A 15,987-nucleotide genomic window follows, 5' to 3' on the forward strand; every position below is an offset into this window, starting at 1 on the left:
GGCATCAGGCCGCACCTGTTGAACAAAGAACCCCTTAAGAGGTCAGTATGAAACTATTAATTCTTGGTAATCACACCTGCGGAAACCGTGGCGATAGCGCCATTCTGCGCGGGTTACTGGATGCGATTACCCGCATTGAACCCCAGGCTGAAGTGGACGTGATGAGCCGCTATCCGGTCAGTTCCTCCTGGCTTTTGAACCGCCCGGTGATGGGCGATCCGCTTTACAGCCAGATGAAAGCGCATAACACGGCCGCCGGGCTGGTAGGCAGGGTGAAGAAGATCCTCCGTCGTCGCTATCAGCATCAGGTTCTGCTCTCACGCGTGACCGACAGCGGCAAACTGCGCAACATCGCTATTGCCCAGGGATTCACCGATTTTGTTCGTCTGCTCGCCAACTATGATGCCATCGTACAGGTCGGCGGGTCGTTCTTTGTCGACCTCTATGGTGCGCCGCAGTTTGAACATGCGCTCTGTACCTTTATGGCAAAAAAACCGCTCTATATGATTGGCCATAGCGTGGGGCCGTTCCAGGATCCTCAGTTCAATCAACTCGCTAACTATGCTTTTGGTCATTGCGATGCCCTAATCCTGCGCGAAAGCGTTAGCCTCGACTTAATGAAGCAGAGCGACATCACCACTGAGAAAGTGGAGCAGGGTGTCGACACCGCCTGGCTGGTTGAGGATGATGAAAACTTTGTTCCCAGCTACGCGGTTCGCCACTGGCTCGATATGGCCAGTCAGCAGAAAACGGTCGCCATTACCTTACGTGAGCTCGCCCCGTTTGATAAACGTCTGGGCACCACCCAGGAGGCCTATGAAAAAGCCTTTGCCGAGGTGGTGAATCGTGTGATTGACGCAGGCTGGCAGGTGATTGCGCTTTCTACCTGTACCGGCATCGACAGCTACAACAAAGATGACCGTATGGTGGCGCTTAACCTGCGTAAGCATATCAGCGACCCCGCGCGTTACCACGTGGTGATGGACGAGCTGAACGATCTCGAAATGGGTAAAATCCTGGCTGCATGCGATTTAACGGTCGGGACGCGCCTGCACTCCGCCATTATCTCGATGAACTTTGGCACCCCGGCTATTGCCATTAACTATGAGCACAAGTCCGCGGGGATCATGAAGCAATTGGGCATGCCCGAGATGGCAGTGGATATTCGTCACCTGCTGGATGGCTCCCTTGCCGCGATGGCGGCCGATACGCTGGGGCAACTGCCTGCGCTCAATCAGCGACTGGCGGGGGCAGTGAGTGCGGAACGGGAGAAAGGCGCGTTAATGGTGAAATCCGTCCTCGATCGTATTCGGGAGGCGAAATGAAAGTCAGCTTCTTCCTGCTGAAATTTCCGCTCGCCTCCGAGACGTTCGTTCTTAACCAGATTGTTGCTTTTATCAACATGGGTTATGAGGTGGAAATCGTCGCCTTGCATAAAGGTGACCTGAGTAACACCCATGCCGCCTGGACGGAATACCGCCTGGCGGAGAAAACCCACTGGCTGCTCGACGAGCCCGAGGGGAAACTGGCGAAGCTGCGCTACCGTGGGCGGGCTATTTTACGTGGTGCAGGGCGGGCGAGTACCTGGAAAGCGCTCAATATGTCTCGTTACGGTGACGAAGCGCGGAATCTCATCCTGGCCGCTATCTGTGGCCTGACGCCACGCGTTTTCAATGCGGATGTGTTTATTGCGCACTTTGGCCCGGCCGGGGTAACCGCAGCAAAATTGCGTGAACTGGGTATGTTGCAGGGCAAAATTGCCACCGTGTTTCATGGGATTGATGTCTCACATCGGGACGTGCTGAACCACTATACCCCGGAGTACCAGCAGCTTTTTCGGCGCGGTGATTTGATGCTGCCGATCAGTGAACTCTGGGCATCCCGGCTGATGGCGATGGGCTGCCCGGCAGAAAAAATCGCTATCTCCCGTATGGGAGTCGATATCCAACGCTTTACCCTGCGCCCGGTGAAAACACCGGGTACGCCGCTGCAAATTGTCTCCGTTGCCCGCCTGACGGAGAAAAAAGGGCTGCACGTTGCCATCGAAGCCTGCCGATTGCTCAAAGCACAGGGCGTGTCGTTTCGGTATCGCATTCTGGGGATCGGCCCCTGGGAACGGCGTCTGCGCACCTTAATCGAACAATTTCAGCTTGAAGATGTGATTGAGATGCCGGGCTTTAAGCCCAGTCATGAAGTGAAAGCCATTCTTGACGATGCCGACGTTTTCTTGCTGCCTTCGGTGACCGGAACGGACGGTGATATGGAAGGTATACCGGTGGCATTAATGGAAGCAATGGCCGTGGGGATCCCGGTCGTTTCTACCGTTCATAGCGGTATTCCTGAGCTGGTTGAGGCCGACAGGTCAGGCTGGTTGGTGCCAGAAAATGATGCGGTAGCCCTGGCCGAGCGGCTGGCTGCGTTTTCCGGCATGTTGAGCCAGGATCTTGCGCCTGTTGTCTCGCTCGCCCGTGAAAAGGTGGAAGCCGATTTTAACCAGCAACGCATCAATCAGAATCTTGCCACCTTGCTCCAGGCGCTTTGAAGAAGAGGTTGTATGTCTGAAAAAAAAGCTCACGCTGTCATTACACGACGAAAATTCCTCGCCACGGGTAGCGCTCTGGCAGCGCTGCCGTTACTCCATTCCCCGCTGGTACGCGCGGCTACAAACGGCACTTCGGTAGACATTCGCCGTTATCAGACCACCGACTGGCCTGCGGCGTTAAAGCAGGGATTTACGGAAGCGCAAACCGTGGAAATCCCCGCCGGGTTAGTGTGTGAAAACATGAACACCGGCGTATTTATTCCGCCGGGTAAAACCCTGTTGGTCCGCGGGACAATAAAAAGTAATGGCAGGGGACGCTTCGTGCTGCAGGATGGCAGTAAAGTGATCGGTGAAAAGGGCGGCAGCCTGTATAACCTTACGCTCGATGTGCGGGGCTCCGACTGCGTAATCCAGGGGGTGAGTATGAGCGGCTATGGCCCGGTTACGCAGATCTACATCGGGGGCAAGAAGCCCGAAGTGATGCGCAATCTCACCATTGATAACATCACCGTCACCAAAGCCAACTACGCCATTCTGCGTCAGGGTTTTCATAATCAGGTTGCGGGCGCGCGCATCACCAATAGTCGGTTCAGCTATTTGCAGGGCGATGCCATTGAATGGAACGTGGCCATTAACGATCACGATATCCTGATATCCGATCATGTGATTGACCATATCGACTGTACCAACGGCAAAATCAACTGGGGCATCGGTATCGGTCTGGCAGGAAGCACTTATGACAATGCCTATCCTGAAGATCAGGCGGTGAAAAATTTTGTCGTTGCCAATATTACGGGCAGCCATTGTCGACAACTTGTCCATGTTGAGAACGGTAAGCATTTTATTATTCGTAACATTAAAGCCAAAAATATTACGCCGGATTACAGCAAAAAAGCCGGGATTGATAACGCAACGGTGGCTATTTATGGTTGTGATAATTTTGTTATCGATGACGTGAACATGGAAAACAGTGCCGGGATGTTAATCGGTTACGGCGTCATAAAAGGCGATTATTTGTCCATCCCACAAAACTTCAAGCTTAACGATATCCAACTCGATAACCGCGAAAGTGAGTATAAATTACGCGGAATTCAAATTTCGTCGGGCAATGCGACCTCGTTTGTCGCTATTACTAACTTAAATTTACGGCGTGCCAGCCTGGAGTTGCACAACAAACCGCAGCATCTCTTTCTGAGAAATATCAACGTTATGCAGGAGGCGAAAATCGGTCCTGCGCTCAAACTTAATTTTGATTTACGCAAAGATGTGCGTGGTCGCTTTATGGCGAAGCAGGATACGCTACTGTCGTTGGCAAATATAAAGGCGGTGAATGAGAAAGGTGAAAATTCAGTCGATATAGACCGTGTCGATCATCAGACTATAAATGTGGAAAACCTGAATTTCCGTTTACCCGCCCGGCGGTCGTGAACGGGCGTCAACGGAATTGCGAAGAATCCTGGTGACTTAAACCTGGGGTTGGGATTACATCTACAGCAATTTTTCGACAATCGGCGTAACATCTTTCGCCGACATGCGTCATGGACTTACTGGCGAAAAAAAGTTGAAGGTCTATAATTTATCAATCATTTATAGGTGGAAGAAATAATGATTAATTTGAAAGCAGTTATTCCGGTAGCCGGATTGGGGATGCATTTGCTACCCGCCACCAAAGCGATCCCCAAAGAGATGCTGCCGATCGTCGACAAACCCATGATTCAGTATATTGTTGACGAAATTGTGGCTGCAGGGATCAAAGAGATCGTTCTCGTCACACATTCATCAAAGAATGCTGTTGAAAACCATTTTGACACCTCCTATGAACTTGAGGCGCTGCTCGAACAGCGTGTTAAGCGTCAGTTACTCGCCGAAGTGCAATCTATTTGCCCGCCGGGCGTGACCATCATGAACGTGCGCCAGGCGCAGCCTTTAGGCCTGGGGCACTCTATCCTTTGCGCCCGACCGATCGTTGGCGATAATCCTTTTGTGGTTGTCCTGCCGGACATCGTGCTGGATTCAGCGTCCGCCGATCCGCTGCGTTACAATCTCGCTTCGATGGTGGCCCGCTTTAACGAAACCGGCCGTAGCCAGGTGCTGGCTAAACGGATGAGCGGCGATCTCTCTGAATACTCGGTTATCCAGACCAAAGAGCCGCTCGATAGCGAAGGCAAAGTGAGCCGCATTGTGCAGTTCATTGAGAAGCCGGATCAGCCGCAAACGCTCGACTCCGATCTGATGGCGGTAGGGCGTTATGTCCTGTCTGCGGATATCTGGGCAGAACTGGAGCAGACCGAGCCGGGTGCCTGGGGGCGTATTCAGCTTACTGATGCCATTGCGAAACTGGCGAGTAAGCAATCTGTCGATGCTTCACTGATGACCGGTGAGAGTTTCGACTGCGGTAAAAAAATGGGCTATATGCAGGCTTTTGTTAGCTACGGCCTGCGTAACCTGAAGGAAGGTCAGAAGTTTCGCGAGAGCATTAAAAAACTTTTGACTCAGTAAGTGAGGATAAAATTTCTCACGAAATAACCAACTTATAAAAAAAACAGTGGTGGGTGGTCATGAGGTGCGATTGGCTTCAGAACATTCTCACTGTTTTTTTTTAATTTTTGCTGTTAAATCAACGAATAAAAATGGGTTGGCGCGAGATTTTTCTTACTTGAAGGATTGAGATTTTTCTTGTTTCCGCAACCATTTAAGCAGAAAATAGCCTTTTTAACATTTTGTGCCTGATAACGATAAACGTTCGCAATATCAGCCATATTTTTTTCTCTAAATTGTCGGTAGTTACACACAGTGCACTGGTAGCTTATGAGCCTGGGGCGGTAGCATGTCCGAAACTTGCGCTGCCAGCGGCTCAGTCTGACTGATCCAGTGATGTAGCTAAAACTAGTAAAGCAAAGTGGAAGAGTCTCGTGAAAATATTGGTTACCGGTGGGGCAGGATTTATTGGATCTGCTGTCGTTCGTCACATTATTAATAACACGCAAGATGCCGTGGTTAACGTTGATAAATTAACCTATGCAGGTAATCTCGAATCATTAGCTGAAATCGAAGACAACGCACGCTATGTCTTCGAACATGCTGATATCTGCGATGGCGAAGCCATGGCACGTATTTTCGCCACTCACCAACCGGATGCGGTGATGCATTTAGCCGCTGAGAGCCATGTCGATCGCTCGATTACTGGCCCGGCCGCGTTTATTGAGACCAACATTGTCGGTACCTATGTGCTGCTCGAAGCCGCGCGTAAATACTGGTCACAACTGGACGAAACCCGTAAAGCTGCGTTTCGCTTCCACCATATCTCCACGGACGAAGTCTACGGCGACCTGCCGCATCCTGATGACGTTCCTGCCGGTGAACCTTTACCGCTGTTTACTGAAACGACGCCTTACTCCCCCAGCAGCCCATACTCTTCTTCCAAAGCGTCCAGCGACCATTTAGTTCGCGCCTGGCGTCGCACCTACGGTCTGCCGACGATCGTCACCAACTGCTCAAACAATTACGGACCTTATCATTTCCCTGAAAAACTGATCCCGCTCATTATTCTTAATGCGCTGGCAGGGAAGCCGTTACCGGTTTACGGAAACGGTGAGCAAATCCGCGACTGGTTATTTGTCGAAGATCATGCACGCGCGCTGTACAAAGTGGTCACCAGCGGCACTGCAGGTGAAACCTACAACATCGGTGGCCATAACGAACGTAAAAATATCGATGTTGTAAAAACCATCTGCGCCATTCTGGATGACGTTATCGAGAACAAGCCCGAAGGCATCAGCCATTTCGATCAGTTGATTACCTATGTGACCGACCGACCTGGCCATGACCTGCGCTATGCCATTGATGCAAATAAAATAAAAGAAGACCTCGGCTGGGTGCCGGAAGAGACGTTTGAATCCGGCATTCGTAAAACCGTTCACTGGTATCTGAATAACCAGGCATGGTGGAAACGTGTAATGGATGGCTCCTACGCGGGTGAACGTTTAGGTCTTACGGACTAATTAAAGGAAATAATAATGAAAGGCATCGTCTTAGCGGGTGGCTCAGGTACCCGCCTTTACCCTATTACTCAAGGCGTGTCTAAACAGCTTCTTCCTGTTTACGACAAACCGATGATTTTCTACCCCGTCTCTGTCCTGATGTTAGCAGGTATTCGTGACATTTTAATTATCACCACACCTGAGGACATGCCGGCGTTCAAACGTCTTTTGGGTGATGGTTCTCAGTTTGGCATCCGCTTAAGCTATGAAGTTCAGCCTTCGCCGGATGGCCTTGCCCAGGCCTTTATCATCGGGGAAGAGTTCATCAATAATGAACCCTGTGCGCTGGTGTTGGGTGACAATATCTATTTTGGTCAGAGCTTTGGCAAAAAACTGGATGCTGCGGCGCAGTTAACCCAGGGTGCCATGGTCTTCGGCTACCAGGTTCAGGACCCGGAACGTTTTGGTGTCGTGGAATTTGATGCTAACTACAAAGCCTTGTCCATTGAAGAGAAACCGCTGAAACCGAAATCCAACTGGGCGGTGACCGGCCTCTACTTCTACGACAAAAATGTGGTGGAAATGGCAAAGCAGGTTAAACCGTCTGCCCGCGGCGAGCTGGAGATCACCACGCTGAACCAGATGTATCTCGAACGCGGCGAATTGCAGGTTGAACTGCTGGGTCGCGGATTCGCCTGGCTCGATACCGGTACGCACGACAGTTTAGTCGAAGCCTCGCAGTTCATTCATACCATCGAAAAACGCCAGGGCATGAAAGTGGCCTGTCTGGAAGAGATCGCCTTCCACAAAGGGTGGTTGAGCAGAGAACAGGTTGCTGAGCAGATTAAGATTCTGTCGAAAACGGATTATGGCCGTTATCTGGCAAATCTGATTAGCGAATAACCCCGCCATTGCAACGGTCGTGAAATAATGAAGATTTTATTAATTGGTAAAAACGGGCAAGTGGGATGGGAGCTGCAACGCTCCCTTTCTACATTAGGTGAGCTTGTGGCGGTCGATTTTTTCGACAAAACACTGTGTGGCGATCTGACTGACCCGGAAGGAATAGCGCAGACCATTCGTACTGTAAAACCTGACGTGGTCGTCAATGCTGCCGCGCATACAGCCGTGGATAAAGCAGAAAGCGAAAGAGAACTTTCACAACTACTCAATGCAGACAGTGTTGAGGTGATTGCAAAAGAAACGGCCCGGCTGGGTGCACTGCTGATCCATTATTCTACCGACTATGTCTTTAACGGCGGCGGTGAACATTACCGTCAGGAAGATGAACAGCCTGCGCCACTGAATGTCTACGGTGAAACGAAACTGGCGGGTGAACTGGCCATTGCCAGACATAACCCACGCCACTTCATTTTCCGCACAAGCTGGGTTTACGCCACACGCGGCGCAAATTTTGCCAAAACCATGCTTCGCCTGGCAAAAGACAAAGAGAGTTTGTCCATTATCAACGATCAGTATGGCGCCCCAACGGGTGCAGAGCTACTGGCTGATTGCACGGCGACAGCGATCCGTACCGAGCGTGATAATAAATCCCTGCACGGCACCTATCATCTGGTTGCTGGCGGTGAAACGACCTGGTACGACTATGCGCAGTATGTGTTTTCAGTTGCCACTGAGCTGGGTGAAACGTTAGCCATTAAGGAAGTCAACGGTGTTGATACCTCTTCCTATCCGACCCCGGCTAAACGTCCGCACAATTCCCGTCTGTCGAACCTGAAATTCCAGAATGCGTTCGCAGTGACGTTGCCCGACTGGAAAGTGGGTGTACAACGTGTCGTTACTGAAGTGCTTGGAAAATAAAGCAGAGAAGAAATAATGAATATTATTAATACTGAAATTCCTGAAGTCTTTATTTTTGAACCAAAAGTTTTTGGTGATGCTCGTGGGTTTTTCTTTGAAAGTTTTAACCAAAAGATCTTTGAAGAAACGGTAGGGCGTAAAGTTGAGTTCGTGCAGGACAACCACTCTCAATCTCAAAAAGGTGTACTGCGTGGATTGCATTATCAACTTGCTCCGCATGCCCAGGGCAAACTGGTGCGTTGTGTAGAAGGCGAGGTCTTTGATGTCGCTGTTGATATTCGCGAAAGCTCCGCGACTTTTGGTCGCTGGGTGGGCGTGGTGCTAAGCGCAGAAAATAAACGCCAATTATGGATTCCAGAAGGCTTTGCTCATGGTTTTCTGACATTGAGCGATAAAGCTCAATTTTTATATAAAGCCACGAATTTTTATGCGCCGCAATCTGAACGTAGCATTATCTGGAACGATCCTGAGATTGCCATTGATTGGCCGAATATTGACGACATTGTGCTTTCGGCTAAAGACGAGCAAGGGTTGACTCTCTCAACAGCTGACCTTTATCGCTAAGAATATGATTGCTAATAAAAAGATTGCTGTACTAATTTGCACTTACAACGGCGAAAAATTCCTTCGCCAACAGCTCGAATCTATCGTTGCTCAAACGTATAGCAATTGGGAAATTTTTGCGTCTGACGATGGCTCTACCGATGACACCCTTGCCATCCTTGAGGAGTACCAGAGAACGTTAGGTCAGGAACGCTTCCACATTGTGAAAGGACCAGGCAAAGGGTTTGCCTGGAATTTTCTCTCTCTATTAGAGGTGAGTGGGGACGGTTTTGATTATTATGCTTTTAGCGATCAAGATGATGAATGGTTAACCACCAAGCTTGAACATAGCCTGAACAAATTGAACGCGCTAAAAGCTGACAACGAAGGTCGGCCAGCGTTGCACTGTGGCCGTACGATGTTGATCAATGAATTCAACGAATGTATTGGTTATTCACCGTTATTTGAAAAAGCGCCTTCCTTTAAAAATGCACTTATTCAAAGTATTGCTGGTGGTAATACGATGATGTTCAATGCGCCGGCCAGAAAATTAATCTGCCTCACGCCTCATGACTATAAAATCATTTCGCATGACTGGTGGATTTATATTGTGATTTCTGGCTGTGGTGGTGATGTCATTTATGATGAAAGCCCAACGATAAAGTATCGGCAGCATACAAGTAATATCATTGGTTCCAATCTTGGTTGGCGTGCCAGATTCCGCAGAATCAATGGTTTATTTGATGGGCATTTTCAAAAATGGATCCAGTGCAATCTCGATGCGTTAAATGTGATGCGCTTACCGCTTACGGATGAAAATCGCCTTATTCTCGAGACTTTTATTCGCGCCCGGTCTGCAACTTTTTTTGAACGTATCATGAAATTTCTTGAGATTAAATTATATCGCCAAACTGGTTTTGGGACGCTGGCGTTTTTCATTGCCGTAGCATTTAAAAAAATCTAGGTTCTCCGGCGAGAATTGCAGTGAGGTAAAGATAGTGGTTCAACTTGAAAATCATAGCTCATCACTATGGTCTCTTATCAGCTGTTTATACAAGAATAAGAATATCATTTTTGAAATGAGTAAAAGAGATATCATCAGTCGATATAAAGGTTCATTTGTAGGGATATTTTGGTCCTTGATAAACCCGGTCTTTATGTTAACTGTATATACTTTTGTTTTTTCAGTGGTTTTTAAGGCTCGGTGGGGACACGGCGCTGCAGACGAACCCAAAACGCAGTTTGCGTTAATTCTGTTTGTTGGCATGATCATCCATGGTTTCCTGGCTGAAAATCTCATGCGCGCGCCGGGTTTGATTTTGCAACATGCCAATTATGTTAAGAAAGTCATATTCCCATTAGAAGTTCTTCCCGTGGTTACCTTATTGTCGGTACTCTTCCACACCATCATCAGTTTTGTCGTACTGCTTATTGCCTTCACAATTTTTAATGGTATACCTCACTGGACAGTGGTATTTGCCCCTTTGGTATTTTTACCAATGGTAATATTCACCGTGTCTGCCTCATGGTTCCTGTCTGCATTAGGCGTGTATATGCGTGATATTGGGCAGTTAATCGGTATCATCACTACGCTATTATTATTTTTGTCGCCTGTATTTTATCCTCTTTCTGCGCTCCCGGTAGAATTCCAACACGTCGTAATGATCAACCCATTGACTTTTATCATTGAGGAGTCAAGGAAAGTGATCATTTGGGGCGGATTGCCTGATTTCAAAGGGCTTCTTATTTACACAGCAGCTTCGCTGGTGTGCATGTGGTTGAGTTATATCTGGTTCCAGAAAACCAGAAAAGGATTTGCAGATGTCATCTGATACCAATGCCATTGTCGTAAACAATATTAGTAAGTGTTATCAGGTGTATAACAAGCCTGTACAGCGGCTCAAACAAATTCTTTTTGATAAAAAAGTTGAGCACTCAGAACGTGTTGAACGCCTTCATTACAACGAGTTTTGGGCTCTTCAGGATATAAACTTTGTTTTGCCTCGAGGTGAAACATTGGGGGTCGTCGGCAAAAACGGGTCGGGGAAATCGACGCTGTTACAAATTATTGCCGGTACCCTGACACCCACCACGGGTGCCGTTGAGATTAACGGCAGAGTGGCGGCTTTGCTTGAGTTGGGCGCCGGATTCAATAATGAATTTACAGGCCGTGAGAACGTTTATCTAAATGCATCGCTATTGGGGCTCAGTAAAGAACAGGTCGATAATAAGCTTGATGATATTCTCTCCTTTGCTGATATCGGCCATTTTATCGATTCCGCGGTACGTTCTTATTCCAGTGGTATGCTGGTTCGCCTGGCGTTTGCTATTCAGGCACAGCTTGATCCTGAGATTTTGATCGTTGATGAAGCCCTCGCGGTTGGCGATGCAAAATTCCAGGCGAAGTGCTTTAACCGACTTAAGAAATTGAAGGAAAACGGGACATCCATCCTCTTCGTTTCTCATGCAACGGAACAAATCGTCACACATTGTGACCGTGCTATTTTGCTAAACGAAGGTCTGTTGTTGACTGAAGATAAACCGAAGGTGGTTGTTAACCAGTATTTGGATCTTCTGTTTGGTAAAAACAGTAAAGCAAATAATGCTAAAGACACGAATGCCAGCGAACTCACTGATGACGTTTTGAATAGTCCAACAGAGCGCGTTGAATGGCAGGATGGATTAGCCTACGAAAACCGCATTAATTATAACCCATCAGAATATCGCTGGGGTGATAAATGCGCTGAGATAGTCGACTTCGTTATCTCTCAAGGCTCATCGTTGTACCCCGTTATCTTGAAAAGTAACGCCGACATCACCTTCAAATTCCGTGTTAAATACTCTCAAGATATCATTCGACCTATTTTTGGCTTCGCAGTTAAAACAAAAGATGGCGTGACGATTTATAACACCAATACTGAAATTCAAGATGTTCCGGTTATTGATTTTGCCCGAGCCGGGCAAGAAATGGATATTGAAGTCGTTATGCCTGTCCAGCTATACCAAGGGGATTATTTTGTCTCCGTGGGTATTGCCAGCTGTGATGCGAGTGGGAATGTAGTTCCTCACGATCGCCGTTATGATTCAATACATATTACTATCGAACCGACAACCGATTTCATTGGCCTGGTAGATTTAGGGGCGAAGATTAGCTGTGATGCAAAATGATATGAAAAATATACTAACGAATTCCTCCTTCGTGTTTAACGAAGACATCAACGTCTGGACCAAGGATGTTGTCGCGCCTTTCATGTATAGCGATGGTGATGAAGAGGAAAACTATCTTATTTCTGTATTGGATCAGACGCACGATCACAGCGTATTTTCTGAAGAACTAAAACCTTTTATCAAAGACTGGCCATCGCTGTATCATTTGTCTTCCCGTCGCTCAAACCTATTACAACCTTTCAAAAACTGGTTTAAAGGGAAACGCGTCCTTGAGATTGGCTGTGGTTGCGGCGCGGTGACACGTTTTCTGGCTGAAGCAGGTGCAACAGTACTTTCTGTCGAAGGAAGCATCCGCCGGGCGCGTATTGCGAGTAAGCGCTGCTCCGACATGGAAAACGTCACGATCGTGTGTTGCCCAAGTGATGATCTGCCGGATCTTGGTGAGTTCGATGCCGTTCTGCTTATTGGCGTACTTGAATACGCCAACATGTTCCTGGGTGAAAACGGCAACCATAAATTACTGCAAAGCTGCCGGGCACGGTTAGGTGCAGCAGGGCAGCTTTTTGTCGCGATTGAAAATAAAGTCGGTGCAAAATACCTCGCCGGGGCTAATGAAGATCACCTCGCCATACCTATGGTAGGGATTAATGATGCCTACACGACTGAATCGGTAAGAACCTACGCACGACAAGAGCTGAAAGCGTTAATTACTGAGGCTGGCTTTATTCAGCAGGATGAGTTTATTCCACTGCCGGAGTATAAATTACCGGTAACGGTCGTTTCACCGTTAGGTGTACAGAACTATTCTGCTGAACTGTCATCACTGGCCGTTGAATCGGTGGCTGCAGATGTGCAAGGCGTGCCCGATTACCATTTTTCACTTGAACAGTTTAACCATGTTGTCTGGCAAAACAATCTTGCGCCGGAGCTCTGTAACTCTTTTCTTATCGTTGCGGGGGCTGAGACTGACGCTGATTTATACGATCACAACATTCTTGCATGGCATTATTCCGACGCGCGCTCTGAGGGCAATAACAAAGAGACACTCTTTGCTCTGAACTCTGATAATCAAATTGGTGTGCTGGCAAAAAACCTCTCAGTCAGTGATACCCAGATCGCCTCGCAGGAAAGTTTTTTACATGGTGAAAGCCTGTGGCGCGAAATTGTGCAGATCGTCAATACACGTGACTGGACCATTGACGACGTTGCGAATATTTTCAAAAAATGGCTTGCCATAATCTCCGCTACACCTGATGGAGCTATTCCTGCTACGTCGACGCTTATTTCTAACAACTACTTTGACGCATTGCCTTTCAATATCATCAAAGATGAGCAGGGTAACTATACGGTATTCGATAAAGAATGGGATGACGGTAAAAAGAGCGAGCTCGGCTTTATTGCCTGGCGCGGTGTTTTCCATTCATTATTCCGTATTAAATCGTTTGAGAATTCATCGCAGGTCGATGCAGCAACGTTCTTCACGTTGGCGTCTCAGATTCTGCAGCATATCTGGCCCGAGCTTGATTCAACAGTGTTTGAAAAATGGGCAGAGGAAGAAGCGCAATTTTCCGAGCAGGCAGGCGGCGGTGAATTCCAGTCTTTGCTTGAGGTGGCCGTGAATTCAACGATTCATTATCGGGCGAATATTAGTCAGCTTAAGCATGACAAAGCCGTGTTGCATAATGAACTCCAGGCTACTCATGTTCATGTGACAAACTTAACCAATCAAATTGATTTTCAGCAGAATCAGATTGATATCCAAACAAGTCAAATTGATATCCAGCAGAGTCAAATTGACAATCTGAAAAATCAGATAGACACACAACAAAATCTTATTGATACCCAGCTGAGTCAGTTTGTGTCGCAAGGAGATGAAATAACCTCTTTGCATGCTGCTATTGCAGGGCTGCAGGCTGAAAAAGCGCTCATCGTGAATTCTATTAGCTGGAAGGTGACCAAACCGCTTCGTTTTTCAAAACGTGTAGCGCGCGCATTGCACCGTCGGGGGCGAACTAAAGCTGCCTGGCTTAAAACCAATGCGGTTAAAGCCAACCATCTCATCAGTAATAAAAAAAATCAGCTCGGTGGCTATAAGCCATTATGCACGTGGTTATACCAGCGCTATCGTGTTTACGGATTTAAAGCATTCACCAGTAGAGTGCAGCGTGAAATGAATCCGGTGGTAACGCCTGACGCACCACAGCCATTTGGTTATCAGCAATGGATTAGCGAATGTGAGAAAATTGATTCAGAAAAGCTGGCCCTGTTTGCGTCACAGCAGTCTGGATTTGCGTCACAGCCATTAATCAGTATCGTGATGCCTTGCTACAATGCACCGGTACAATATTTACGCGAAGCCGTTGATTCACTGATCAATCAGGTTTACCCGAACTGGGAACTGTGCATTGCTGATGATGCGTCTACGGCGCAAGAGACTATCAAGGCGCTTCATGAGTTCGTTTCTCGTGATAAGCGTATTAAAGTCGTGTTCCGCGAGAAAAATGGCCATATCTCTAACGCAAGTAATTCTGCCATCGCGCTGGCGACGGGGGATTTCATTGCGTTGATGGATCAGGATGACTTATTGCCGCCTCATGCACTGCATCGGGTAGTGGAAACCATCAATGCGCATCCGGGTGTGCAACTGATTTATTCTGATGAAGATAAAATTTCTGCGGATGGCGTGCGCTGCGATCCTTACTTTAAAGCAGACTGGAACCGCGATCTTTTCCTCTCCCAGAATATGTTCTCTCATTTGGGCGTCTTCAGAAAAGAGATCATTGATAGAATTGGTGGCTTCCGTGAAGGTCTGGAAGGAAGTCAGGATTATGACCTCGTGCTGAGATGTCTCGATCACGTCAGCGAAAATCAAATCGTTCATATTCCGGAAATTCTTTACCACTGGCGAATTATTCCTGGCAGTACGGCATCTGGTGGGGATCAAAAACCTTATGCCTTCCTCGCGGGTATCAGAGCTGTTGAAGAGTATCTCCAGCGCAATAACATCCCGGCGCAGGTCATGGAAGCGAAACCCGGCATGTTGATGCTACGGGTTAAGTATGAATTGCCGGAAAACAGGCCGTTGGTCAGCATTATAATTCCTACGCGTAATGCAAAGGCGCTGGTTAAGCAATGCATTGATAGTATCCGCGAAAAAACCACCTACCCGCATTATGAAATCGTCCTGATTGATAATGGTAGTGATGAACAAGAATCACTCGATTATTTCGCAGAACTCAACGCGCAGGATAACATCACCGTTATTCGCGATGACGGTAATTTCAACTTCTCGCGCCTGAATAATGTAGCCGCGCGGGAAGCGAAGGGCGAAGTACTTTGCCTGATGAACAACGATATTGAAATTATCACCCCTGACTGGCTGGATGAAATGGTGAGTCAGGCGTTGCGTCCTGAGATTGGTGCGGTCGGTGCGAAACTGCTTTATCCCAATGATACCGTTCAGCATGCAGGGGTTATTCTCGGACTCGGTGGCATAGCAGGGCATGCCCATCTGGGTATTCACCGCAATGACCCAGGCTATTTTGGACGTGCGAATCTGGTGCAAAATTTCATGGCGGTGACCGCTGCATGTCTGGTCATCCGTAAAGAAATCTATGAGCAGGTTGGCGGCTTAAATGAAAAAGATTTTGCTGTAGCGTTTAACGATGTCGATTTCTGCATTCGCGTTCATCAGGCTGGGTATCACAACTTGTGGACGCCGTTTGCAGAACTCTATCACCATGAGTCTGCCACCCGAGGGAGTGATTTGGCGCCAGAGAAAATCGAGCGTTTCAAACAAGAAATCGCTTCGATGGAAGCTCTTTATGGTGACATCCTGCCAAAGGATCCCGCTTACAATGTTAATCTTTCATTGGTACTGAGTGACGGTTTATTTGCTATTAAGAAACCGTAAATACTGTCTTGGATAGCAGA

General features: G+C 47.9%; 12 protein-coding genes. All 12 read left to right on the forward strand.

The window, feature by feature from the left end:
* Positions 1-47 precede the first annotated feature (47 nt).
* On the forward strand, positions 48-1,325 hold the full coding sequence (gene wcaK, locus ACUY4Q_RS08725) for a colanic acid biosynthesis pyruvyl transferase WcaK (protein ID WP_458046647.1): 1,278 nt from the start codon (positions 48-50) through the stop codon (positions 1,323-1,325).
* Entirely contained in the window at positions 1,322-2,542 is a 1,221-nt protein-coding gene (gene wcaL / locus ACUY4Q_RS08730) for a colanic acid biosynthesis glycosyltransferase WcaL (RefSeq protein WP_458046648.1), read from the forward strand. Before wcaK ends, wcaL begins: the two co-directional genes overlap by 4 nt.
* A gap of 12 nt (positions 2,543-2,554) precedes the next feature.
* Positions 2,555-3,970: a colanic acid biosynthesis protein WcaM gene (wcaM, locus tag ACUY4Q_RS08735; protein WP_458046649.1), complete on the forward strand. Its 1,416-nt coding sequence runs from the start codon at positions 2,555-2,557 to the stop codon at positions 3,968-3,970.
* Between the two features lie 177 nt (positions 3,971-4,147).
* Positions 4,148-5,041, forward strand: coding sequence for a UTP--glucose-1-phosphate uridylyltransferase GalF (galF, locus tag ACUY4Q_RS08740; RefSeq protein WP_458046650.1), 894 nt, complete (start codon positions 4,148-4,150; stop codon positions 5,039-5,041).
* Between the two features lie 413 nt (positions 5,042-5,454).
* On the forward strand, positions 5,455-6,543 hold the full coding sequence (gene rfbB / locus ACUY4Q_RS08745; protein WP_458046651.1) for a dTDP-glucose 4,6-dehydratase: 1,089 nt from the start codon (positions 5,455-5,457) through the stop codon (positions 6,541-6,543).
* Positions 6,544-6,558: 15 nt separating this feature from the next.
* Positions 6,559-7,425 (forward strand): glucose-1-phosphate thymidylyltransferase RfbA, encoded by an 867-nt coding sequence (gene rfbA / locus ACUY4Q_RS08750; RefSeq protein ID WP_312154780.1) that lies wholly within the window; start codon positions 6,559-6,561, stop codon positions 7,423-7,425.
* A 27-nt stretch (positions 7,426-7,452) separates the two neighbouring features.
* On the forward strand, positions 7,453-8,343 hold the full coding sequence (gene rfbD, locus ACUY4Q_RS08755) for a dTDP-4-dehydrorhamnose reductase (RefSeq protein WP_312154783.1): 891 nt from the start codon (positions 7,453-7,455) through the stop codon (positions 8,341-8,343).
* A 15-nt stretch (positions 8,344-8,358) separates the two neighbouring features.
* A complete protein-coding gene (gene rfbC, locus ACUY4Q_RS08760; protein ID WP_312297348.1) occupies positions 8,359-8,907 on the forward strand; it encodes a dTDP-4-dehydrorhamnose 3,5-epimerase in 549 nt (182 codons plus the stop codon).
* 4 nt (positions 8,908-8,911) lie between these two features.
* Complete coding sequence (locus ACUY4Q_RS08765) at positions 8,912-9,850, forward strand: glycosyltransferase family 2 protein (protein ID WP_458046652.1); 939 nt, start codon at positions 8,912-8,914, stop codon at positions 9,848-9,850.
* Between the two features lie 115 nt (positions 9,851-9,965).
* Positions 9,966-10,718 carry an ABC transporter permease gene (locus ACUY4Q_RS08770; protein WP_458047295.1) on the forward strand — a complete coding sequence of 251 codons (753 nt, stop codon included), beginning with the start codon at positions 9,966-9,968 and terminating at the stop codon, positions 10,716-10,718.
* Positions 10,708-12,054 carry an ABC transporter ATP-binding protein gene (locus ACUY4Q_RS08775; RefSeq protein WP_458046653.1) on the forward strand — a complete coding sequence of 449 codons (1,347 nt, stop codon included), beginning with the start codon at positions 10,708-10,710 and terminating at the stop codon, positions 12,052-12,054. The genes ACUY4Q_RS08770 and ACUY4Q_RS08775 overlap by 11 nt, the downstream gene beginning before the upstream one ends.
* The gene (locus tag ACUY4Q_RS08780; protein ID WP_458047296.1) at positions 12,044-15,967 is read left to right on the forward strand and encodes a glycosyltransferase; all 3,924 of its coding nucleotides are present in this window, start codon (positions 12,044-12,046) and stop codon (positions 15,965-15,967) included. Before ACUY4Q_RS08775 ends, ACUY4Q_RS08780 begins: the two co-directional genes overlap by 11 nt.
* Positions 15,968-15,987 lie beyond the last annotated feature (20 nt).

Source organism: Phytobacter cepae, assembly GCF_054165735.1.